Raw genomic sequence first — 21,830 nt, 5'->3', positions numbered from 1 at the left:
AGAAGAGTGGGCGATCGCTCTCCTCTTAACTCAATGCAGTGAACCCATAGCTCGGAGTCTACCGCGATCGCCCTTGTAAATATTGAAGAACACCATTGGCGATCGCCATTGCCATTTGACTACGCCAGCTTGAATCAGCTAGCTTCCTAGCATCTTCTGCTCCAGTCACAAAAGCAGTCTCTACCAAAATCGCAGGCATCGAAGTTTTTCTCAACACGTAAAACCGAGCCGAGTGAATGCCGCGATCCTTCATTCCTAGAGCCTGCACGATGGCATTTTGAACCGTTTGGGCCAAACCTTCACCACTCGAAAAATAATAAGTGCTTGTACCATTGACCTCAGGGCGGCTCATATCAATAGCATTAGCGTGAATGCTAACAAACAGGCTGGCGTTCGCCTGTTCTGCGATAACGACCCGAGGTTCAAGTTCAACGTCAACATCGCTAGTGCGAGTCATGATTACTTGAACCCCTTGTTGTTCCAAAATACTTGCGACTTCTTGGGCAATCTCCAGCACTACATCGGCTTCATGAAGATTGCCAATCCCCACTGCCCCCGGATCGCTGCCGCCATGCCCCGGATCGATGATTACTACATGCCGCCCATTTTGAATCGTAGGTAACGGGATAGAAGAATTGGGATCTTGACCGGGCGACTGAGGACGATTGCTGGGCAAGCGCAGGGCAGAAGAAGCTGTGGTCGATCGCCCTATTCCCAAGGCCAGGACGTTAGAACTCACCGTCGTCAACCCACTAAATAACGTCCCAGCACGAGGATGCATTGAGATAATAACCGTCTGATCATCGGCTTGATAAACCCGCGCTCTCAGGAGAGGACTATTCGTAGGAACAGGTGGCACAGTAACGCCGCTCCCAAGCCGCGCCGGAGACAGAGTTACTTCGTACAGCCCATTTTTCCACTGTCCGTTGGCGCTGATCGTCCGATCGCTGCGAATCAAAAGCTGTGAGTTTGCATCGTTAAACCCAATTTCCTCAATCGTAGCAGGCTCTTCCGCAGGGGGCGTTGGAGCCGCTGGAGGAGTTTGAGAAACCCTTGCTGATCGAGGAGTTGTCAGCGCTGCTGTTGTAGGAACCACCCTGCGGCTAGAAGGTAGCACAGCAATTCCACCGCTAATATTCATGGCTCGCCACTCGCCACTGTCCCGTGCTACCTGAATTTTGATGCGAACCCGATCGCGCGATCGTTGCTCAACTTCTATATCCCGAACCCCGAATTGATTGACCGTAATACGCTGATTATCAAGCTCTGGATCTGCTAGTTGAGCATTGCGAATCGTTAGAGTCACGAAGCGACTATCATTTTCATCTGGCTCAATCTTAATATCTGGTGTTGCGCCCCGAGTCTGCACCAGTATCCCCTCGCTTGCCATCCGGACAACATCTACTTGCGTGATGGACTCATCTTCTACCGGCGCTGCGGCGGGGGCTGGTGCTTGCGAGGTCTGCTGCTCGGTTCTGGCGATCGGTGCAGTTCGACCAGAGGCAGTAGCAGGCATAGAGGAGGAACTAGCCGAACCAAAAGCGGGACGGCTAGAGGCTTCGGGTGTAGGAGCCTGGGTAATTGCCGTGCCGCTCGTGCCTTCTTCTAGCTGAGGCTGCGGAAGTTGCACCGTCCATTGGGTAGGCGAGATGCCACGAAATTGAATTTTCTCTGGGTCGATAGTATAGCCGGGCGCTAGCTCAACCTCAATCCGAGCGGTATTTTCGTCGAATTGATTAATGCGAAGATTTTTGAAAGAGCCACCACTTAATGCTTCTAAAACTTGCGATCGCCCCCAAGTGGTTCCTGGCAAATCAATCACTAAGCGCGTCGGGCTAGTAATTAACTGAGCGCGAGGCTGCACCCCGGTTTCGGTGTTAAACTCCAGCCGATTATTGCTAGCGTCGAATCGCCAAGAAGAAAGTTCGCCCGCCCAAGCTGGTGCCACCAGACAGAGCGTACTACTAACCAAACCTGCTGCTAACCAGTGCATCTTCAAAGCTGTTCACCTTTAACTTCGTCATCAACAAAACACTTCGCCACTAACAAAGCTACCCACCGACCCACTAAATTGACACACCCTGGAGATTCTGGCACAAAAACTATGTAAATCTATGTAAAGCCTTTATTAAGACTCAGTGAAGTCTAGCTTCTCCTTGCTCTAGATACACCGTCTGCGATCGCCAATCTCTGCTCAAGCGTTGTAAAATTCTCGGCACCGTTGTAACTCTTAACAAAATCAGCTTTATTGCAACAAGCCAGCTTGATAGACTAGACCACATAAAGACGCACGTTTGGGGCAACCCCAGAACCCGTCTGGGCGCAGAACTGAAAAAGGTAATACAAAAGAATGGTAGATTCGCTTAAAAAACCTAATCTTGACGAAATTCGACCTGGAGTAAAGGTTCCGGCTAAGGAAACCATCCTCACTCCTCGGTTCTACACCACAGACTTTGATGAGATGGCAGCGATGGACATTTCCATCAACGAGGATGAACTCAACGCCATCATCGAAGAATTTCGGGTAGACTACAACCGCCATCATTTTGTTCGTGATGAAGAATTTCAACAGTCTTGGGATCACCTGGATGGCGAAACCCGTCGTCTGTTTGTTGAATTCCTAGAACGCTCTTGCACCGCTGAATTTTCGGGCTTCCTGCTTTACAAAGAATTGGCTCGGAAGCTAAAAGGGAAAAACCCCGTTTTAGCAGAAGGCTTTTCTCTCATGTCTCGAGACGAAGCTCGCCACGCTGGGTTCCTCAACAAAGCCCTTTCCGACTTCAACCTATCGCTTGACCTGGGCTTCCTGACTCAGAGCCGCAGCTACACCTTCTTCAAGCCAAAGTTCATTTTCTACGCCACCTATCTTTCTGAGAAAATTGGCTACTGGCGCTATATCACCATCTACCGTCACCTTGAAGCTCACCCCGAAGACCGGATTTACCCTATCTTCCGCTTCTTTGAAAACTGGTGTCAAGACGAAAACCGTCACGGCGATTTCTTTGATGCCATCATGAAGTCTCAGCCCAGTATTCTGAACGACTGGAAGGCAAAACTATGGTGTCGCTTCTTTTTGCTTTCAGTGTTCGCCACCATGTACCTCAACGATATTCAGCGATCGGGCTTTTATGAGGCGCTTGGATTGGATGCCCGAGAATACGATATTCACGTGATTCGCAAAACCAACGAAACGGCAGGTCGTGTGTTTCCCTTAGTGCTAGATGTTAATAAGCCAGAATTCTTTGAACGGCTGGATATTTGCACCCAAAATACGGAGAAGTTAACGAAAATATCTAATTCCAATCTGCCTAAGCCCATTCAGTTTCTCCAGAAGCTACCTGTCTACGCATCTACTGCAACTCAGCTAATTCGGCTCTATTTCTTGAAGCCGATCGATACACTATCGCTAGAAGGCTCAATCCGCTAGACCATTCTTTTGCTCAAAACAAAGCCGCCAGCCTTGGATTTCCTCAGCGCTGGCGGCTTTGCTTTAAAGCTAAAACTTTCAACTTGCCAAAATTTGGAACCTGTCGCTATACTGTATAAGCCGACGCGGGGTAGAGCAGCCTGGTAGCTCGTCGGGCTCATAACCCGAAGGTCAGTGGTTCAAATCCGCTCCCCGCCACCAAATTTTGAAGCCTTGGATTCTTTTGAATCTGGGGCTTCAAGCTTTTTAAAGAGGCTTTGACATCTGTTGCACCATTTCGACTTCTACCTGAAGCTGCTGGACAATTTGCTCAACAGTCAATCCAGCTTGTGACAAGAGAGGAATGGCTGTCGATAAAATCTCTTTGCGTCCTTCTTCTTTTGCTTCTTGATATATGCGCGTATCTTCTAAAAAAATGCGGATGACTTAGGCATGGTTGAGTAGCGCCCTGTGAGTAGTTTAGTCGGAAGGTTTTAGGGAACGACTAGGAAAAATCAGAACGTTGCGCCAGTCTTCGTATTGCTGAGTGTTGCGATAAAGATAGATGAACGCTTCGGCAAAGAAGCCCTGGTAAGGCAATTCGTCTTTGCAGCCATTGTTCAAAATGATTAATCGTTGAGGATAAACATTCCACTACAATGTCAGGGAGAATCTTCTACTCCATAAACAGAGCAATCCGATGGAGGATAGGTTGCAGCAGCCAATAGAAGTCTTTTTTTCGTATTCTCGCGAAGATAAGCCCCTGCGCGACAAGTTAGAAATTCATCTCAGCAGTCTCAAGCGACAGGGCGTAATTAGCGCTTGGCACGATCGCCAAATTGTCGCTGGTTCAGAGTGGGAAGAAGAAATCGATCGCCACATGCGAACGGCTGATATTATTTTGCTGCTAATCAGCCCTGATTTTGTCGCTTCTAAGTATTGCTATGACACCGAGTTTCCAGTAGCGATGGAGCGGCATGAGGCAGGAGAAACCTATGTTGTGCCGATTTTGCTGCGCCCGGTGGCAGGTTGGAAAAGGCTGCCCTTTGCCAAACTCCAGGTATATCCCAGTGGCGGCATTCCGATTACTGAATGGAGTAACCAGGATAGGGCATTTGTGGATGTGGCGGAAGGGATTCAGGCGGCGGTTGATCAGCTGTTGGAGAAGCGCGATCGAGAACGGCAGGAGCAGGAACGGCGTGTGTTAGAAAAACTGAGAAAAGAGCAGGAGCAAGAAAGACGTAAGGCAGAGGAGATTCGGCGGCAGCAAGAGGAGCAGGCAAGGCAGGCAGAGCAAGCAAGGCTAGTGGAACAAGCCAAGATCCGGAAAGCAGAGCAACAGTTGGAAAATCAGAGACAAGAGCAAATTAGAGTAGAGAAGCGGCGGCAAGCAGAGGCAGAAAAAGCTAGACGAGCAGAAGAAGCAAAGCGATCGGAAGAAGTAAAACGGGCAAGGCAGCTAGAAGAAGCAAGACAAACTGTTCCACCTGAAAGATCACATCTCCCTGAAAAACGTCAACCGCTTGTAACGCCTGTGCCTCAAACCGTTGATCGGAATCGACGGCAGTTTTTGCAATGGTTAGGGTGGGTTAGTGGCGGGTTCGCTTTAGTATTAGTTGGAAATGTTTTGAAAAACGGGCGATCGCCTGCCCTAAAATCCTTCAGTTTTGAAGTGGTGATAGTCAACGCAAAAGGAGAAGAAGCCCCACGCCAGACCAAGAAAGCTAAAGCCTTTGTCGAGGATTTGGGTAATGGGGTGACGTTAGAGATGGTTGCCATTCCAGGCGGAACCTTTCAGATGGGTTCTCCGGCTGGGGAAAAAGGGCGAGATAATGACGAATCGCCGCAGCACACAGTAACTATACCTGCATTTTTCATGGGGCGATATGCGGTGACGCAAGCCCAGTATGAGGGAATGATGGGCAAGAATCCTTCTAGATCTAAAGGCGCAAAGCGTCCGGTCGGATCAGTTTCTTGGAATGATGCTCAAGCGTTTTGCAAAAAGTTGAGTCAGAAAACTGGACGGATTTATCGCTTAGCGAGCGAAGCCGAATGGGAATATGCTTGTCGGGCAGGAACAACTACGCCGTTTCATTTTGGCGAGACAATCACCAGCACTTTAGCCAACTACGATGGCACATACACCTACCAATCGGAGCCGGAGGGAGAATATAGAGAACAGACTGTAGATGTCGATAGTTTTCTGCCTAATGCCTTTGGTTTATACAGTATGCATGGCAATGTTTGGGAGTGGTGCGAAGATATTTATCACAAAAATTACGAAGGTGAACCGACGAATGAAAGTGCCTGGAAAGCAGGCAGAGAGATGGATACAAGGCTACTACGCGGGGGCTCATGGTATGGCTCTCCTGGGGGCTGTCGTTCGGCAAATCGCCATCGTCGCTCGTCTGGCTATCTGGCTCAGGATATCGGTTTTCGGGTGGTGGCGGTTTTGTCGTGAGCACTCCCTATCATCAGAATCGGTGGATGGGAATTCATCGATCGCATTAAGAGAGTTCAAAACTTAATCCAGCGATCGCCCCGATACCATCTAAAAATAAACCGAATTAGATGGTTTGGTCGGTACGCCGAAGACCTGTCTGACTCACCCTACAGGTTATCCTGACTATCAATGTATCGTGCAGGTTCAAAACGATGCCTCTACATTCAGGAAGCTCTATATGATCACAACTACCCCAGAACCCAAAACTGAACAGCAACACCCTGTCGGCGAACAGCGCGTCGTTCTCCACGGCTTATCTTGGGATGCGTACTTGCAAATTCTTAATGCACTGCCCCAGTCTCGTGGTGCGCGATTGACTTACGACGACGGAGTTTTAGAAATTACAATGCCGTTAGAAGATCATGAGTTCTCTGCTCGGTTGATTGAGCGATTTATCCTAACGCTGATTGAAGTCATGGGACTACGCATGAAGACAATGGGTTCCACAACCATGAACTATCCCAAGCTCAAAAAGGGAGCCGAACCCGATAACGCTTACTACATTCAGAACCAGCCCCTTGTTAAAGGTCGGAATGTTGATTTTGCTCAAGATCCGCCGCCTGATTTGGTGGTAGAAGTGGATATTACCCATACTGATATCGAGAAGAACAAGTTTTATGCAGCCATTGGAGTCGCTGAGTTCTGACGATTTAACGGGAGCGTGTGGCGAATTTGCCAACTGCAAAAAGGCGGGTATCAAGAGGTAGAGTTCAGCCCTACGTTTCCGCAAGTGCCTAAAGAAAGACTTTACATGTTTTTGGCAGAGGCAAAGGACGATGAAATTGCGGCAATGCGATCGCTACGAGAGTGGTTTACACAACTTAGTGAATTAACCCCCAATCTTAGATGATTCAATATTATGGAGTAGAAGAAACAAGCTAAATCGAGTAGGGCATCCTCTACCTGGATTGATGTTTCTCTGAACTATATTGATCCTGTTATTGAAAACCCTCTGGCTAACTCCTATGACTTCCTTGTTGCAGCGACCGATTTTGGTAGGTGGATTGGGCTTAACCTTCAGCGTTTGGCTGTTGGATCAGTTTGTTCCAGTAGTTCCAGATTTTGCAGGGACGGCGTTGTGGCTGGCGATCGCCCTTGGCTCTGGCTTTTGGGTTTTCCAAAAGCGCAGTAAAAAGATTGATCTAACGCCCCTTACTTTTTCTGTCGATCGTTCCAAAGCAGAAAAAGCTCTGGCAGCCGTTGATGCTCACATCAGTCGGCTGGCGCAAGAGACTGCACCTGAGTCTGAACCTGTCATGACCTTACGGAAGCAACTTGCCCAACTCACAACTGAAATCGATCGCCAAGAAGTACGAACTGCGATTATGGGAGGGAAGTCAGTTGGTAAAACGACTTTGGCAAAGCTGCTGCCAGGTGTGGCGATCGAGGGAACTGATTCACTAGAAGATGTCGTTGGCGCAGATGTCGTCATGTTCCTTGCAACAGGTGATTTAACCGACTCAGAATTTCAAACGGTGCAAGGTTTGATGGCTCAGAATCACCGCGTAATTTTGGCATTGAATAAGCAAGACCAGTATTTACCTGGCGATCGCCCCGTGATTCTGCAACAGTTCCACGAAAAAATGCAGGAGATTTTGCGTATTGAGGATATTGTGGCGATCGCGACTCAACCCGCCGCCTTCAAAGTACGTCAATATCAGCCCGATGGATCTGTGCAAGAACGACTGGAACAACCTGGCGCAGATATCGCTCCTCTGCAAGAGCGCTTGAACCAAATTCTGGCTCAGCAATCGCAATCCCTGATTTTTGCCACTAGCTACCGCCAGGCACAAGCCTTGAATGCTCAAGTGAAAGACGAGTTTAATAAAATTAGACGCGATCGCGCTCAGCCCATTGTTGAGCAGTATCAATGGGTTGCCGCAGCAGCGGCTTTCGCTAATCCTGTTCCCAGCCTCGATCTTTTGGCGACTACTACTATTAACACTCAAATGGTGATGGATTTAGGCGCAGTTTACCAACAGAAATTTTCGTTAGATCAGGCTAAAACCGTAACGGCGACTTTGGCGAGTCAAATGATTAAGCTGGGACTAGTAGAGCTTTCGACCCAGGCGATCGCGCCGCTTCTCAAGAGTAATGTACTTACCTACGTGGCGGGGGGGACGCTGCAAGGATTAAGTGCGGCTCATTTAACGCAGGTAGCAGGGCTGAGCTTGGTGGAATATTTTGAAGAGCAGGTGCAGTCATTAGAGCCTGGAGCCGAAGCTCGCTTCCAGCCTGCTTCTTTAGTTCAAAAGCTCCAAGCAGTGTTCCAAGAAAATCAACGGACTGCTTTTCTACAAACTCTTGTGAGCCAGGGCATGAACCGTTTGGTGCCAGCTAGTTAAAAACTTTCGTAAAAGATGTGAAAGCCCTCGAAGTCATTAAGAGTTCGAGGGCTTTCAGGCTTAAAGCTTACTACAGATTAGCTACAAGGTTTTACTTCAGCTTTTGTTTGATGAACATCAGCATTTGAGTCATCTGCTTCTTAATAGTGTCGATTTCTACCTGCATGGCTTGAATTCGCTGCTGCATTGCGGCAATATCGTCGGCACCTGCCGAAGCGGCGGCGGCGGCGGCATTGGCAACCTGAGTTGCAGAAGCGACTTGAGGACGGGGCAATCTTGCCTTGACCATGGCTCCTTTAATAGCCTCAATTAGCTCTTTTTGCTCGAAAGGCTTTTCGATAAATTCAAAGAATTGGAAGGGTTCAGGGATTTTCTCGGTGACTTCTTCCCGCCGACCGGACATTAATACTAAGGGGATGCTTTGCAGTTCGGTTTGTCCTTGGATGTGCTGAAAGACTTCCCAGCCGCTCATACGAGGCAGCAGAAAATCTAGCATGATGAGGTTAGGGCGTTCCTGGCGAATGCAATCGAGTCCTTCAACACCATCTTTGGCTTCCAAAACTTGGAAGTTACCCTTGGGCAACATATCCCGTACCATATTGCGAATGACCCTACTGTCATCAATAACTAGGATTTTGTGACTTGCCACGACGGACTCCTCTGACGGTGACTGACTATAAATGAAAGCGGGTAGCTAAAGGGCTACAGACTGCCTAATGAGCGATCGAATCTTCCTGCTTCAGGAATAGTATCCATTTCAGCTTAAAGAAGAACCGATTACGATATTACTATTCCCCTAGATATCCCAAATCTTGCTGCTCTCTAACTTAAATGTGAACGTAAGATGGGGCTAACTGAGGCGAGTCTGCAATACTTAATATCGACGTGTGAAGCCATGCCTTTGGACACAAATCAGTTCTTAAAAGTCGCTAGCGATTCTCAAACTCTGCTTGATAAAGATTTGGAAAATCGGGCTGTACGGCAGTCTCCATGGGGCAGTTTGCCGGAGTGGCTACGTCGTCCTATTGGTAAAGCGAGTGAGCTTTCAAAGGTTCAAAAAATTATTAAACAGCGACAAATTCATACCATCTGCGAAGAAGGGCGTTGTCCTAATCGGGGGGAATGTTATGCCCAGGGGACGGCGACGTTTTTGTTAATGGGTCCAGTTTGTACTCGTGCTTGCGGCTTTTGCCAGGTTGATAAGGGTCATGCGCCAATGCCGCTTGATTTGGAGGAACCACAGAAGGTGGCGGAGTCAGTGAGTTTATTGGGCTTGCGGTATGTGGTGTTGACTTCGGTGGCGCGAGATGATTTGTCAGATCAAGGGGCAGGCTGGTTTGTACAAACGATCGCCGCCATTCGGCAAGTTTCGCCACAGACACAAGTTGAGGTGTTGACCCCTGACTTTTGGGGCGGGCTGGGGGGAACGGAATCGCAGCGGGAACGGGTAGAGACGATCGTCCGGATCACTCCGGCGTGTTACAACCACAACATCGAAACCGTTCGCCGCCTTCAAGCCCCAGTGCGGCGGGGGGCAAAGTACGATCGCTCTCTGCAAGTTCTACAGTTTGTTAAAAATTGCGACTCTACCATTCCTACTAAATCAGGATTGATGTTAGGGCATGGCGAAACTGAAGCTGAGGTGATTGAGGCAATGGAAGATCTGCGAGAAGTTGGGTGCGATCGCCTGACTTTGGGGCAATACATGCGCCCTTCGTTAGAGCATTTACCTGTGCAAAAATATTGGACACCAGAAGAGTTTGAGCAGTTAGGCGCGATCGCTCGTGAGATAGGCTTTGCTCATGTGCGATCGGGACCTTTGGTGCGCAGTTCGTACCATGCGGGTGAAGTGGATAGGTTGGATTGATGAATCTGGTTAACAGCAGGTTGGCTTAGTATTGCGTTAGTAACAGTAACGTCCACCCGCATCAGGGCGACTTTGTTCTTGCCCTTTGCGCAGAAGACCCAGGAGAGTAGAGACGAAAATGCAACGCTTAGAGCGACTGTTGTCAGCCACCAGTGTTAGTCTGCCGAGTTGCCCGTTGACCTGTCCGGTGCGATTAAACTGCACACGGTAGCCGCTGGTGGTGATAGGAAGAGTCGTTTCGCCAGTGTCGATATGGATTTTGGGAATAGAATTTTGCCAAACTGGGGCATCGTCCAGGCTATGAACGGCGAATTGAATGATACCGCTCGGTTCTCGAAAGCTGGCTTGCCAAGTTTCATGGTTGCGGATGGCTTGCACTTGGGCTTGTCGAATGGTTTGGAGGAGTTGATCTTGGGCACTGGTAAGGTTGCGACTGGCAAGAAAACTGTTCCCCGCAGGGGCAGCGATCGCCACTAAGATTCCCATGATGGCGATCGCCACTAGAAGTTCGATGAGCGTAAAGCCTGAGGTAGAAGAGCTAGGCGATAGTCTAGAGAATCGGAGAGCCATAAATTAAGAATGGTTTTTACGATTTCTAGGGTGCCCAGCAAGATAAGAAATAAATGCTTTATAAGCTGCCTAGGCTCAAGGGCACCATGTCACCATCGGTGGTAAATCCTAACAACATTGCTTCGCGAGGTCTGATCACCTCGCCTGTAATCACGCAGCGTTCCTCTTGTTGGGCGATCGCTTCTACACTAGCTCGGATATCAGTGCGGGTGAACTGGGGCTGATAATCGCCGGATTTTTGCTGCACATAACTCCACAACACATCGCGAATCAATGCCTGATAGCCCTGATTTCCTGCCAGGTCTTTCAGCTTCTCCTTAAGTTCCCGCTCTAGGCGAATGCTGGTGACTTCCATTTCGGTTGTGGCAGTCGTGCGATTAATTGTGTACATTAGGGTTCCTCCAATAGGGGTTTATGCTAAGTTTCATTGATCTACATGAAGTATAGACACTCTCGTAATACAAGTGTAGTATGTTAATTGTTGATTGTAACTTCTACCTCTTGCAAGGCGGAACCATGAGTCAAGAAACTACCTTTACAACTTTGCAGCACACCGTGAACCTCATCGGAGGTTTGTATGGAATGGTGGCTGTGGCAAGGTTTGGCTTGGGGTTTGGCTTGGGTTCGCTAGTGCAGAATGTCGCTAGGTTTGGCAGCATTCTGTCTGTTGATAGGCAAGATCTGACTTTGGAAAGCAATTCTATTTGTGGGCTGAAACCAGTTGGATTGCCCCAAGACACGATGCCAAAACAGAGGAGCGGGAAGTGCAGGTTTAAATTTTCTGTACTGACCTTGGATTAGAAGAACTAAGCCGTTTCTTCAACCCCCGCTCCCGCACCAGAAAGGAGACGGGGGTTCTTAGTTTGAACTGATAGCGGCTCCAGTTTTCGACTCAATAACGCATAAAAAACGGAGTTTTGAGGTCATGTTAAAAGTGATGTATGGCGAGGCGGGCTTGCACTTAGAGTGTTTGGCTCAGCCGACAGAAGATTGGATTGCATCGCAGGCAATTTTGGCAGTAAGAACGGCTCAAAAGTTAGTGGTAGAACGTTGTTCAGCCTCGTTATTGTTGCGGGCAGATTTGGATGAATTAAGGGTTTTGAAACAGTTGATTCGGACTGAGGAGATGGGCTTAATTGGGTTGTCAGTTTGCGATGCGGAGTTTGTAGAAGTAAGTTTACAGGGAGTTTGGATTTCTACAGGTGACGCGGAGGCAGGATCTTTCGTCATGATGATGAGTCATGCGGCTGAGGTTCTTCTAATCAGGCTTTGGCATGAGTCGCAGGCTGCACCCACTCCAATTTGGAGATGAGTAAGTCTGAAGGGTGACTGTATTTTTCCTGGATCTATTGATGCTCTAAGGGCGATACAGTCATTTGTTTAGATTTGTTCTATAAGGATTGTTTAGAGGTTTACTTTGAGTGCGTCAACTGTATTAGCAATGACGTTCAAAAGTTTGTTTGTTTATTAGTCATTGCCTGAAGACTTGAGCCAAAAACTATAACGATAGAACTTTTAACCCTTGAGAGTAATTTTGTATTTCTATTGGGTTGCTTAAAATACTCTCAGTTCAAACGATCGCTTCTGGAATGACTTGTAGTCTAATGTAGTATGTTGTAGTATAATAAAGATACAGACCTGCATCTATGAGGCTGAATCTATGACCCTGTTATTTATTCGTTTGTTTGATCGTTCTAATTCTGAAGCTTTCCCTGAGAAGCAGGTTCCTTTAAATCAACCGAATTCAGGAGAAGAAGTTGAGCGCCGTCATCAGCCAGTGGTAAAGCGTTTGCGCGAGGTGAGGGCGGATTACAACTTGGAGCGGCGCATCTTTTTCTAAGGTTGGTTTCACTAAGTTTCTTGAGGGGTGGTTCAAAATGATTACGGTGTTCAGAAGAGAATTTCATGTAGATACATTCATGACGCGTTCTTATGCAGGGGACTGTGATTTGCAGACGATCGCCAATTTCCTAAATCTGTGTGAAACGGTTGATCAACTGGGTCATTATTACAGCGTGTCAGAGATACGCCGCGATTTATCTGAGCCTGGATTTGATCCGGAACAAGATGTGCGTTTGTGGACAGACGAAACGGGACAACTCGTGGCGTATGCCCAAATGTGGATTCCGAGACAATCGGAGCAGAGTATTACGGCGGATGGTTTCTTGTGGTTTCGTGTTCATCCAACGGTAAGAGAATTGGGGCTAGAACCCAATATTTTGGCTTGGGGTGAGGTGAGAATCTGGGAGGTGGGGCGATCGCGGCATCTGCCTGCTCGGTTGCGTTCAAGTTGCCGCGATAGTCAGAGCGATCGCATTTTGTTACTGCAAAACTGCGGCTTTGTTTATGAACGTTGCTTTTTAAGAATGGAGCGATCGCTGATGGAGCCGTTGCTAATGCCGCAGTTTCCAACAGGTTTCACGCTTTCCCATAGCCAAGGTCGGCAGGATATTGAGGCACGAGTAGATTTGCATAATCAGGCATTTAGTGATCATTGGAACTTTTATCCGGCGACGATCGAAGAGTTAATACATGAGGAAACTGATGAGAATTATCGACCGGAGTTAGAGTTATTGGCGATCGCGCTGGATGGTTCGTATGCTGCGTTTTGCTGTTGTGAAATCAATCGTGAGGATAATGCTCAACGAGATTGCCAAGAGGGTTGGATTGGGGTGCTGGGAACTCGACGGGAGTTTCGGCGGCAAGGGCTAGGGCGAGCGATGTTACTGGCGGGCTTGCAGAAGCTGCGGTTAGAGGGAATGGAGGTCGCTAAGTTGGGAGTGGATACGGAGAATGTGAACTTGGCGCTGGGATTATATGAGTCGGTGGGCTTTCGCAGGGTTTTTGCGAATTTGACTTATGTGAAGGAGATTAAAGCTGAAGTTTGAGAGGGGGCGGATCGGGACGTTGTTTTATTGCTACTCCTAACCGTATTTTTCTAGATAGATAGCCCTAGCTTTAAACCTAATAATCCATGCAGAAATAGCAAGCCTAATGCTGCACTTCCTAGGTAAGCATGGATGTTTCGGAAGATTCCTTTTTCCTTTGCAAAAGCTGTTGCTGCGATCGCTCCATTCGTCGCTAATAGGATTAACGCGATCGTTCCTGTAATAAAGTGTGGGCTTTCCAAAATAGGTTTTTGCTGCATAACTAATGACAGCACTCCACCCGTATAACCTAGGGCAATAAACAAAAACATTAGTGGTGCTAACTTACGGTGATCCAATCGGCTCTTGATCGCGGCATCTTGATCTTCAACTAATCTGCCTCGCCAGCCTGCCAAGCCAACATAGCTGCCTAGTACCACGACAACAATGCCCATCATTAAAGGGTGCCCCCAATGCACTATGGGTTCGGGTGTGCCCAAAGTGCGAAACCAGGCGGCGATCGGTTCTAATATCTCGCTCAATTGAGTTGAGAGGGTTGCTAATGTAATCTCTGGCATTGTATTTCCTTGTATTTCCCTATATTCACTCACTAATTTAACGCCAATACTTCCAGGCAGCATATGCCATTGTCACCACTCCTGTAACAATGGCAGCTTCGTCAATATCAAACTGAGGATGATGCAGCGGATAGCTCGGTCGATCGGTGTGTCCGACACCCAACCTGAACATCGTGCCAGGACTATGGTCAAGATAAAGTGAGAAATCTTCTGCACCCAGGGAAGGTTCGAGGAGAATCTGCACGCGATCGCCCCCCCAAGCTTCCTGCGCCGCCGCCTCCACAATTTGCGTCAAAGCCAAATCGTTCTGTACCGAAGGCACGCCTCTTCTGTAGTTCAATGTATATTTTGCGCCGTGGGTTTGGCATACGCCTGCTACTATTTGCTCAATCCAGGCAGGTAACATCGCGCTGGTTTCAGGATGGAGCGATCGCACGGTGCCCAACATTTTCACCCGATCTGCAATGACATTTGGCGCTCGTCCTCCCTCAATTTTGCCAATTGTTAATACCACGGGACGCAACGGATTTTGAGTGCGGCTGATCGCTTGTTGCAACGTTGTAATCACCTGTGATGCAATCCAAATGGCATCGATCGCCTCATGAGGGCGCGCCCCATGCCCCGACTCCCCAATAACCGTTAGCTCCAGGTCGTCTGCCGCCGCCGTCAGCGCCCCGTACCGAATGCCTACCGAACCTCCCGGAATGGTGGGAAACACATGCAGACTAAAAATAGAATCCACGCCATTCATCACCCCGTCCCGCACCATCCAACTTGCTCCTTGTGCCGTTTCCTCAGCAGGCTGAAACAAAAACCGCACGTCTCCCGGTAACGGCTCAGTGATTTGCGATAAGACCATCGCCGTTCCTAAGCCCACCGTCGTATGAACGTCATGCCCACAAGCGTGCATAATGCCAGGATGATGAGAGGCGAACGCCAAACCTGTCCGCTCCTGAATCGGCAATGCATCCATATCTGTCCGAATTGCCAGCAATCGGGAATCTTTCTCTGCACCTAAGAGTTCTGCAACAACACCCGTTTTCCCTACCAGTTCTTGGACTTGTAACCCGCAAGAGGAAAGCACCCCAGCAATATAGGCAGCAGTTTGATATTCTTGACCGCTCAGTTCAGGATGGCTATGTAAATGACGACGAATTTCAATTAAACGAGGAGCAAGCTTAGCGGCAGTCTCCTTAATTTGGCTCAGCATTAGGCGGGTTCTAGGTGAAACGTGTTACCTGATCATAAAGGTAACCTCTAAGGATTGGAGGAATTATGCCTGCTTGAACGTTCCACTCAAGCCTCTGTAGAGGGAAACGCCATGCCGCGATCGCTTCCTATGCACCGAGTTTAATCCCTAATTGCGATCGCCACTCTGCCAAGGATTTCTCCCAATCTTCTTCCCATTTTTGCGCCAGTAAGGGCTGCGCCTGAGTCCCCATCCGACAGCCAGCAGGAATGACATCAAGCAACCTATCCAGGGCTGCGGGTTTCTTAAGCAGTGTTTCAATTACGCTTCCGGCAACCAGCATTGCTGCCAACGGACGACGAACTTGCGCCAATTCAAATGCTTTTAGCCCTAATTCACCCATGACATCTACGCCAAAATTGGTGACGATATGCCAAATATCATGGGTTTGTCGCATTCGCATCAGAAAATAGGTAACGTCGTCAGTAACCTCTGCTTTGCGATAGAAATTGGGGTCAAATCCAGCGTTGGTAATGTAGCTGGCATAGGCATAACCCAAAGATTCTTGTGAAAATTGAAGCAGCGCTGCAATATCTGGGGGAGGTGCCAAATAGCGTTCTTCAAAGAGGGGGGCAACTCCCGGCTTAGACTTAGCAAACTCTACAGCCAGACGAGTTGCTTCAATATGTCGCAAACCATCCTCAATATCGTAAACAGAATCCGTTTTTTCGGGGTCGCGGATTAGGGTCATCGCTCCCTTTAGGGTGGACAGCACATCCCGTTGTCGCCCAAGTAAATCTTGAAATTTCATGACTAAGTGCTGGGTAAGGTTAAGAGTTCAATGGTACTAAAACTTAGGGGTTGCAAAGGTAGAATCCCAGAATGCGCTACGATCGCCGCTAACAAAATGCTCTATCAATCCTATAATCGGCGATGGTAAGAGCTTTTGCTTGGATAACTCGGAGGGTCGCAACCAGAAGAACTCAAGATGATCTTCACGAGATTCGAGGGAGGGTAGAGCCTCTACATGGGGAAGCAACGCAGCAAAAACATGATTGATTTGGTGCAAATGGCGATCGCTTTCCATCCATCGATGTTCAACCATGCCAATGTAATTAGAAACTTGAATACAAAGCCCTACCTCTTCAAGAAGTTCGCGGGCAAGTGCAACAGGTAAGCTCTCTCCAAACTCAACATGTCCGCCTGGTAAAAAATTATTAGTTCTTTCCTTGTCATGAGCAACTAGAACATAACCCTCCACTAAGATGACACCCCGAACTACAGTACGAATGTGATCTTTTTTCATAAGATAACCAAAAATATCAAACTACTTGTTATGTTGCTGCCATTATGCAAAGCCTTGACGTTGCCCGATCGCTTCTGCAATCTCGTCCATTAATTGCCGATCTCGCTCTAAGTTAAATTCTACTGCGCTCTTCCAATCATAAAACCAAACTGGTTTTTGCCTCTTGTCTTCAGGTTCTGTTGTATATCTTGGAAAGACGTGAGCATGGAGGGCTGCCTCACTATTTCCTAGTATTTCGTAGTTGATGCGTGCTGCACCCGTCACAGCAAGTAGGGCATCGCCTAAAATCGTCATATCTTGTAAAAAATTGAGGCGATCGCTCATTGCTAAAGCATTGAGGTCAGCAACTACGGGGTCAGGCAGCAACAGGGAATAACCTGGCAAGAACTGTACATCTCCTAATACAACCCAGCCTGATTTAACACGACAAATAACAGTGGGGTTCATTCCTTGACGTGCGGCTTCCACTCGACGATGAATTAGCGTAGACATATCAGATCTCAATTGCGTTACCCACCAGTTTAAAAACTCAAAGAAACTGACTCAACACCTCTGCTGTTGCCTGCCCTGTTTTTGCCCAACTAAACTGACTGGCTCTGACTAATCCAGCGGCTCGAAGTTGCGATCGCCCTTCATCATCCATTGCGATTTGCTGCATGGCTGTGGCAATCGCGTTTTTATCATAAGGATTTACCAAAATTGCGGCATCGCCTGCGACTTCAGGAAGTGATGATAGATTAGAAGTAATGACGGGTGTACCACAAGACATAGCTTCCAGAACAGGGAAGCCAAAACCTTCCCACAGGCTAGGAAAGACAAGGGCGATCGCTTGTCCATACAGCTGGGGCAACTGGTCGTAGGTGACGTAATCGAGAAACTGAACGCGATCGGTTAAGCCGAGTTCTTGCACTTGGGCTTGGAGGAGAGGGGTGTAGCGGCGATCGGGAGAGCCAGCAATGAGGAGTTGGTAATCGGCAGAGAGAGCAGTGAGTGCCCAAATGACCCGATGCAGATTTTTGTAAGGATCGGGGCGACCGATGTAGAAAAAATAGGGGCGATCGGGCGGTGATGTGGTGGTAGAAACGCGGAAATGTTGGGCGTTATGAGCGAGGGGAATAGGGGTAATTTTTAGGGCGGAAATTTGAAAGAATTGGGTGACGTCTTGGGCAGTGGCAATGGAGTTACAAATAATGTGTTCAGCGTGTTCCAAAACACGAGGAATATAGTGACGAGCATACTGGGTAAGGGGTGATTTCCAGTTTGGGAACCGTAGCGGAATGAGATCGTGAACGACGACAACAGAGCGGCAGATAGATCTTAAAGGGGCTTCTGGGATGGGGGAAAACAGGAGTTGGAATTGTTGCTCCTTATAGATTTTGGGGAGTTGCAGTTGTGTCCACACGAGGCGGCGAAAGTGCCCTGATTTTCCTTGTTCTGGGGTGAGCGTGTTGGGAATGGAATAGTAAGAATGCTGTTCAAGATGGGGAAAGTGCTTGGGGGCTAGTAAGGTGAGTCCAGAAAGGGGGAGTTCTGGAAGGAGATTAAGAGCGTAGTTGGCAAGTCCTGTAGGTTTCTTACCAACAAAGGAGAGATTGATGGCAAGAGCGTTAGATTCAGGAGGCATGGGTAAATTTAGCAACGATTTTACGAAAATTTCGCTTCAAAATGTCCACATATAGAGGCTTAACATCTATTGAGCTATAGGGTACTTTCGGAAGTTGGGAATAGGTTGTAAAAATGACGAATAACCCATTGGCAAAGACGGGATGAAAGCCTTGGGTAAAGAGTTTGAATAACGTAGAAATAATGTCTTGGGTCTGATCTTTTTGAAGGACTACCCATTGAATGTTTTGGGCTGCGATCGCTTCATTGGGCTGAATGAGATTCGAGAGTTTGACCTGGAATGAGAGAGGCGCAATGATTGCATCTTTAGGGTGAAGATGGGCTTGTAAAAAACTGATAGGTTCTTGCCAAAACTCTCGGTTGAAGATCTGTAGCGCAAGGGTTCGTTCACTCATTGTTACTGGAAAAACCTGCACTTCATTAATGGCAATTCCCACCGATCGCCTATCAGTACTACGCGGATCTCGGAACGCCACAACTCGATTAACCTGAAACGTCAGCCGAGTAAAGGATTGATTGGGGCTAGGCTGGCAGACAGACCGAGGAATAGTTCCTTGGAATAACCGCATCACCGGATCTAAATGAAGAATTTTGAGAGGAATGACTGTATTGTTGACGAGCACAATGAGGCTGTTGAGAACATCAGGAGGAATGGAATTAGTGCAGATGACCCGAAATTCGAGGATAAGATCTTGGTTTATAGCGATCGGCAAGTCTAAGGTTGATACTGTATCTGAGCCTGTCCAGCGGTAGGTGAGTCCTTCCGTGGGTTGTTCTCGACGCTGCCAACCGGAGCCACGTAGGGCTTGGGAAAAGTCATAGCGGTAGGTTTGAGCCGTAGGAATATTTAAGTTACGATACCGTTGCTCGTAATGGTTTTCTAACTGAACCGTTAATGCTTCAGGTGATGGAGTGGTGAATGGTGTAGAGATAGAAATAGGATAATGCTGTTGTAAGTCTTCAATCATTTGCGTGAAGCGATCGCTAAAGATTTGACTGGCATAATCGTAAAGCTGTTGGTCGAGTTGGGTATTTTCTTTAATAAGCTGAAGCGTTGCAGGCGAAAGGCGATCGGCGTAACTTTCTTTGTGCAAACTGCGCGCTGCTCCGCAAATACCGCGAGGGTCGCCCTGAGTATTACTAGCGTTCTCTTTGCGGGTATTCATAATGGGTCGCCAGCCAAAAATGTAAGACAGCAAAAACAGCGAGTCTTGAAACCGCTCTACTAATCCGGCAAAGGCAAAATGATCGAGGCTTTCTAGGGCGATTTCAAATACGTCCTGTGCAGGAAGATGTTCAATATCAAAGCGAGCAGCTTTGGCAACGTGATAGGTTTGGGTGTTTCTGCGCAAGTTGGCGATCGTAAAATACTGCACAAACTCCTCTAGTGACATTTCTTTGACTTTGGCGTAGTCTGGGTCGGTTGGCATCCTGCGAATATATTCGTAATGCGAAACCAGTTGAGCAACAGGTTCGCGCAACATTGTGGCGTGGACAAAGTTCTTTTTTGGTAACAAAGTCTTAAAGTCTACATAGACCAGGTGTCCTCGCAAGAGGCGATATTTAGGCAAGTCCTGTGGGTTCACCTGCGCCATCATGTGACCCAACGTTGCGGGACAGATTTCATCGCTGTGAAAATAGTCTGCTACAACTGTCCGAAAGGTCATCCCAGCCGTTTTTGGAATGTGAATGTAGTAAAAGACATCATTTTCCTTAAGGGTATATTGACTGGGAAAGGCTCTCAAAGAGGTTACTCCTGCTTAAGTGATCTTCTATAAACTGTTAATTTTGAGGGCGAATAATCTGTTTCACTCTAAATTTCAATTGATTGGCGAGGGGCTGAAAGGGCTTAACTAATTGGTTGAAAAGGTACTTGAGTCCATCAATGTAGAGAGCTTTAACGTGTACGCTGGTCATTGCTAAAGCTGATAGTCGACGATCGCTACTAAACACCACAAACACATCATTGGCATAAACTGGACGATATCGCTGGCGGAACAGAGTGGTCATAATTCCCCCCAGATCTTGTTTCATACCTTTATGTATAATTGCCCAGTCAAACTCAGATGTATTTAACAACTCAGGATTGTAATTACGAATGACACCGGGTAAGGTACTGCGATAGGAAGAAACATGGCTAGGAAACTGCTCCTGAAAAATGGTGGGAGCAAGAATTTGTTGCCCTGGTTGAAGATGCTGTTTTACAAATGATACAGTTTCGCTCCAGGGTTGAGATTCAAATAGAAATGCTGCTGTACCGCCAAAATTATCAGATTTGATCGGAAAAGTTGTGATAGAAGTGAAGGCTAAACCAAGAGCGCGCGTATCAGGTCTGTTAGGATTGATGGAATGGGGGGAGAGGGTACGGTTAACCTTAAAAGTGAGGCGAGTGAAGGGGGCGGTCAGAACAGAGCGGGGTAGGGTGCCTTCTATGATGGTGGTAGAGTCGTAGTGGTAGAGAACGGAGAGGGCGATCCCTTGCGGGTATCTCGAAGAGTCCGCCATTCCACCAACCTCTAATGTCAAACTTTGCAGCACATCTGCTTCTAAAACGTTGATAATACAAAACTCAATCTGCAAATCTTGATCGATCGCTAAAGGAAGGTCGATCGTGGAAACGGTATTACCTGTCCACCGAAAAACGGTACTGGAATCGGGGAATTCTCGGCGCTGCCATCCGGTGCCGCGTAAGGGTTGGCAGAAGTGGTAGGTTAGGGTGGAGGCAGGAGAAATTTGCAGTTCGTTGTAACGGTGTTCGGCGTGTTTCTCTAGGAGGGTAACGAGGGAGGCTGTCTCTGATTCAGAGCCGTAGCGCTCAGTTAATGCCTCTTTCATTTGCGCAAAGCGACTGTCAAAAATCTCCTGGGCATACTGATAAAGCACCTGGTCGAGTTGAGTTTGTTCTCGAATTACCGCTAGAGTTTGGGCAGATAGCTCGGCTTCAGTTCTTGGACTTTTCGAGACATTTTCTTTGCGGCTGTTGAGAATGGGTTTCCAACCAAAAATGTAGGATAGGAGAAAGAGAGAATCTTGAAACTTTTCCAGAATTCCAGCAAAGGCAAACTGATCGAGGCTTTGCTTGGCTAGTTCTAGCATTTCTTCGGGAGAAAGGTCGTTCAGGTTAAATTGGGCAACCTTAGCGACGCGATAGGTTTGCATATTCTTGCCAAATTTACCGAGGGTCAGCTTCTCGGCAAATTCTTCTAAGGTAATGTCTTTGAGCGAGTCGTAGCGCGGGTCTGTGGGAGTGCGGCGGATGTAGTCGTAGTGAGAAATAACACGGGCAACAGGTTCGCGGAGGATGTTGACGTTGATAAATCGTTTGCCTGGAAGTAATTTGGACAGGTCTACAAATCCTAAGTGCCCTCGAAATAAGCGATATTGCTTGAGTTGTTCGGAGGAAATGCTGGCGATGTGTTCACCTAGGGTCGCGGGACAAATTTCGTGACAATGGAAATGGTCTTCCACAATGGTGCGAAACGTCATGCCTGCGGTTTTAGGAATATGGGAGAAGTAGAGCACGTCTGCTTCTTTGAGGTGGTATTGGTTGGGAAAGGCTCTCATGATGCGGGGCTA

General features: G+C 47.8%; 21 protein-coding genes, 1 tRNA gene and 1 pseudogene. 10 read left to right on the top strand and 13 right to left on the bottom strand.

All coding sequences use genetic code 11. From position 1 onward, the window contains the following. Positions 1 to 58 precede the first annotated feature (58 nt). Positions 59 to 1,999 (bottom strand): N-acetylmuramoyl-L-alanine amidase, encoded by a 1,941-nt coding sequence (locus KME11_19165; GenBank protein ID MBW4517332.1) that lies wholly within the window; start codon positions 1,997 to 1,999, stop codon positions 59 to 61. Positions 2,000 to 2,350: 351 nt separating this feature from the next. Here KME11_19165 and acsF point away from each other — a divergent pair, with 351 nt between their 5' ends. Beyond that, entirely contained in the window at positions 2,351 to 3,427 is a 1,077-nt protein-coding gene (acsF, locus tag KME11_19160; GenBank protein ID MBW4517331.1) for a magnesium-protoporphyrin IX monomethyl ester (oxidative) cyclase, read from the top strand. 124 nt (positions 3,428 to 3,551) lie between these two features. Beyond that, positions 3,552 to 3,628, top strand: a tRNA-Met gene (locus KME11_19155). A 258-nt stretch (positions 3,629 to 3,886) separates the two neighbouring features. Here the strand turns inward: KME11_19155 and KME11_19150 are convergent. Then, positions 3,887 to 4,030: an Rpn family recombination-promoting nuclease/putative transposase gene (locus KME11_19150; GenBank protein MBW4517330.1), complete on the bottom strand. Its 144-nt coding sequence runs from the start codon at positions 4,028 to 4,030 to the stop codon at positions 3,887 to 3,889. Between the two features lie 343 nt (positions 4,031 to 4,373). Between KME11_19150 and KME11_19145 the strand changes: the two genes are divergently transcribed. From KME11_19145 to KME11_19135, 3 genes and pseudogenes are all read left to right on the top strand, one after another. Continuing rightward, positions 4,374 to 5,867 carry an SUMF1/EgtB/PvdO family nonheme iron enzyme gene (locus tag KME11_19145; protein ID MBW4517329.1) on the top strand — a complete coding sequence of 498 codons (1,494 nt, stop codon included), beginning with the start codon at positions 4,374 to 4,376 and terminating at the stop codon, positions 5,865 to 5,867. 220 nt (positions 5,868 to 6,087) lie between these two features. Continuing rightward, positions 6,088 to 6,759: pseudogene (locus KME11_19140) on the top strand (Uma2 family endonuclease). Positions 6,760 to 6,874: 115 nt separating this feature from the next. Further along, on the top strand, positions 6,875 to 8,254 hold the full coding sequence (locus tag KME11_19135) for a DUF697 domain-containing protein (protein ID MBW4517328.1): 1,380 nt from the start codon (positions 6,875 to 6,877) through the stop codon (positions 8,252 to 8,254). 91 nt (positions 8,255 to 8,345) lie between these two features. On the opposite strand, the gene KME11_19130 is transcribed toward KME11_19135, so the two are convergent. Beyond that, entirely contained in the window at positions 8,346 to 8,903 is a 558-nt protein-coding gene (locus KME11_19130) for a response regulator (GenBank protein MBW4517327.1), read from the bottom strand. A 246-nt stretch (positions 8,904 to 9,149) separates the two neighbouring features. Between KME11_19130 and lipA the strand changes: the two genes are divergently transcribed. After that, a complete protein-coding gene (lipA, locus tag KME11_19125; protein ID MBW4517326.1) occupies positions 9,150 to 10,121 on the top strand; it encodes a lipoyl synthase in 972 nt (323 codons plus the stop codon). 36 nt (positions 10,122 to 10,157) lie between these two features. Here lipA and KME11_19120 read toward each other — a convergent pair whose 3' ends face one another. Together KME11_19120 and KME11_19115 are read right to left on the bottom strand one after the other, a co-directional pair. Then, positions 10,158 to 10,691, bottom strand: coding sequence for a prepilin-type N-terminal cleavage/methylation domain-containing protein (locus KME11_19120; GenBank protein ID MBW4517325.1), 534 nt, complete (start codon positions 10,689 to 10,691; stop codon positions 10,158 to 10,160). Between the two features lie 58 nt (positions 10,692 to 10,749). Continuing rightward, positions 10,750 to 11,082, bottom strand: a complete 333-nt coding sequence (locus KME11_19115; protein ID MBW4517324.1) for a hypothetical protein — start codon at positions 11,080 to 11,082, stop codon at positions 10,750 to 10,752. Positions 11,083 to 11,207: 125 nt separating this feature from the next. On the opposite strand from KME11_19115, the gene KME11_19110 reads away from it, so the two are divergent. The 4 genes from KME11_19110 to KME11_19095 all read left to right on the top strand — a co-directional run bounded on the left by KME11_19110 (position 11,208) and on the right by KME11_19095 (position 13,579). Continuing rightward, positions 11,208 to 11,492 (top strand): hypothetical protein, encoded by a 285-nt coding sequence (locus tag KME11_19110; protein ID MBW4517323.1) that lies wholly within the window; start codon positions 11,208 to 11,210, stop codon positions 11,490 to 11,492. Positions 11,493 to 11,616: 124 nt separating this feature from the next. After that, entirely contained in the window at positions 11,617 to 12,003 is a 387-nt protein-coding gene (locus KME11_19105; protein ID MBW4517322.1) for a hypothetical protein, read from the top strand. Between the two features lie 348 nt (positions 12,004 to 12,351). Further along, a complete protein-coding gene (locus KME11_19100) occupies positions 12,352 to 12,531 on the top strand; it encodes a hypothetical protein (GenBank protein MBW4517321.1) in 180 nt (59 codons plus the stop codon). Positions 12,532 to 12,610: 79 nt separating this feature from the next. Further along, complete coding sequence (locus KME11_19095; GenBank protein MBW4517320.1) at positions 12,611 to 13,579, top strand: GNAT family N-acetyltransferase; 969 nt, start codon at positions 12,611 to 12,613, stop codon at positions 13,577 to 13,579. Between the two features lie 50 nt (positions 13,580 to 13,629). Here KME11_19095 and KME11_19090 read toward each other — a convergent pair whose 3' ends face one another. From KME11_19090 to KME11_19055, 8 genes are all read right to left on the bottom strand, one after another. Beyond that, complete coding sequence (locus tag KME11_19090) at positions 13,630 to 14,136, bottom strand: DUF4079 domain-containing protein (GenBank protein ID MBW4517319.1); 507 nt, start codon at positions 14,134 to 14,136, stop codon at positions 13,630 to 13,632. A gap of 37 nt (positions 14,137 to 14,173) precedes the next feature. Further along, positions 14,174 to 15,346 (bottom strand): amidohydrolase, encoded by a 1,173-nt coding sequence (locus KME11_19085; GenBank protein ID MBW4517318.1) that lies wholly within the window; start codon positions 15,344 to 15,346, stop codon positions 14,174 to 14,176. 127 nt (positions 15,347 to 15,473) lie between these two features. Further along, positions 15,474 to 16,136 carry a hypothetical protein gene (locus tag KME11_19080; GenBank protein ID MBW4517317.1) on the bottom strand — a complete coding sequence of 221 codons (663 nt, stop codon included), beginning with the start codon at positions 16,134 to 16,136 and terminating at the stop codon, positions 15,474 to 15,476. Positions 16,137 to 16,172: 36 nt separating this feature from the next. Beyond that, complete coding sequence (locus tag KME11_19075; protein MBW4517316.1) at positions 16,173 to 16,631, bottom strand: NUDIX domain-containing protein; 459 nt, start codon at positions 16,629 to 16,631, stop codon at positions 16,173 to 16,175. A 42-nt stretch (positions 16,632 to 16,673) separates the two neighbouring features. Continuing rightward, positions 16,674 to 17,123, bottom strand: a complete 450-nt coding sequence (locus KME11_19070) for a hypothetical protein (protein MBW4517315.1) — start codon at positions 17,121 to 17,123, stop codon at positions 16,674 to 16,676. A 37-nt stretch (positions 17,124 to 17,160) separates the two neighbouring features. Next, positions 17,161 to 18,255 carry a glycosyltransferase family 4 protein gene (locus tag KME11_19065; protein ID MBW4517314.1) on the bottom strand — a complete coding sequence of 365 codons (1,095 nt, stop codon included), beginning with the start codon at positions 18,253 to 18,255 and terminating at the stop codon, positions 17,161 to 17,163. Further along, on the bottom strand, positions 18,245 to 19,999 hold the full coding sequence (locus tag KME11_19060) for a sulfotransferase family protein (GenBank protein ID MBW4517313.1): 1,755 nt from the start codon (positions 19,997 to 19,999) through the stop codon (positions 18,245 to 18,247). Before KME11_19060 ends, KME11_19065 begins: the two co-directional genes overlap by 11 nt. 37 nt (positions 20,000 to 20,036) lie before the next feature. Further along, positions 20,037 to 21,818: a sulfotransferase family 2 domain-containing protein gene (locus KME11_19055; GenBank protein MBW4517312.1), complete on the bottom strand. Its 1,782-nt coding sequence runs from the start codon at positions 21,816 to 21,818 to the stop codon at positions 20,037 to 20,039. Positions 21,819 to 21,830 lie beyond the last annotated feature (12 nt).

Source organism: Timaviella obliquedivisa GSE-PSE-MK23-08B, from assembly GCA_019358855.1.
Lineage (GTDB): Bacteria > Cyanobacteriota > Cyanobacteriia > Elainellales > Elainellaceae > Timaviella > Timaviella obliquedivisa.
This window is presented reverse-complemented; position numbering and strand designations above follow the sequence as displayed.

Bases quoted from the DNA above. Each gene is read 5' to 3' on its own strand.
- lipA (MBW4517326.1), top strand. From the start codon at position 9,150: ATGCCTTTGGACACAAATCAGTTCTTAAAAGTCGCTAGCGATTCTCAA.
- KME11_19070 (MBW4517315.1), bottom strand. From the start codon at position 17,123: ATGTCTACGCTAATTCATCGTCGAGTGGAAGCCGCACGTCAAGGAATG.
- KME11_19115 (MBW4517324.1), bottom strand. From the start codon at position 11,082: ATGTACACAATTAATCGCACGACTGCCACAACCGAAATGGAAGTCACC.
- KME11_19055 (MBW4517312.1), bottom strand. From the start codon at position 21,818: ATGAGAGCCTTTCCCAACCAATACCACCTCAAAGAAGCAGACGTGCTC.
- acsF (MBW4517331.1), top strand. From the start codon at position 2,351: ATGGTAGATTCGCTTAAAAAACCTAATCTTGACGAAATTCGACCTGGA.
- KME11_19075 (MBW4517316.1), bottom strand. From the start codon at position 16,631: ATGAAAAAAGATCACATTCGTACTGTAGTTCGGGGTGTCATCTTAGTG.
- KME11_19085 (MBW4517318.1), bottom strand. From the start codon at position 15,346: ATGCTGAGCCAAATTAAGGAGACTGCCGCTAAGCTTGCTCCTCGTTTA.
- KME11_19090 (MBW4517319.1), bottom strand. From the start codon at position 14,136: ATGCCAGAGATTACATTAGCAACCCTCTCAACTCAATTGAGCGAGATA.
- KME11_19100 (MBW4517321.1), top strand. From the start codon at position 12,352: ATGACCCTGTTATTTATTCGTTTGTTTGATCGTTCTAATTCTGAAGCT.
- KME11_19080 (MBW4517317.1), bottom strand. From the start codon at position 16,136: ATGAAATTTCAAGATTTACTTGGGCGACAACGGGATGTGCTGTCCACC.
- KME11_19145 (MBW4517329.1), top strand. From the start codon at position 4,374: ATGGAGCGGCATGAGGCAGGAGAAACCTATGTTGTGCCGATTTTGCTG.
- KME11_19120 (MBW4517325.1), bottom strand. From the start codon at position 10,691: ATGGCTCTCCGATTCTCTAGACTATCGCCTAGCTCTTCTACCTCAGGC.
- KME11_19135 (MBW4517328.1), top strand. From the start codon at position 6,875: ATGACTTCCTTGTTGCAGCGACCGATTTTGGTAGGTGGATTGGGCTTA.
- KME11_19095 (MBW4517320.1), top strand. From the start codon at position 12,611: ATGACGCGTTCTTATGCAGGGGACTGTGATTTGCAGACGATCGCCAAT.
- KME11_19105 (MBW4517322.1), top strand. From the start codon at position 11,617: ATGTTAAAAGTGATGTATGGCGAGGCGGGCTTGCACTTAGAGTGTTTG.
- KME11_19110 (MBW4517323.1), top strand. From the start codon at position 11,208: ATGAGTCAAGAAACTACCTTTACAACTTTGCAGCACACCGTGAACCTC.
- KME11_19065 (MBW4517314.1), bottom strand. From the start codon at position 18,255: ATGCCTCCTGAATCTAACGCTCTTGCCATCAATCTCTCCTTTGTTGGT.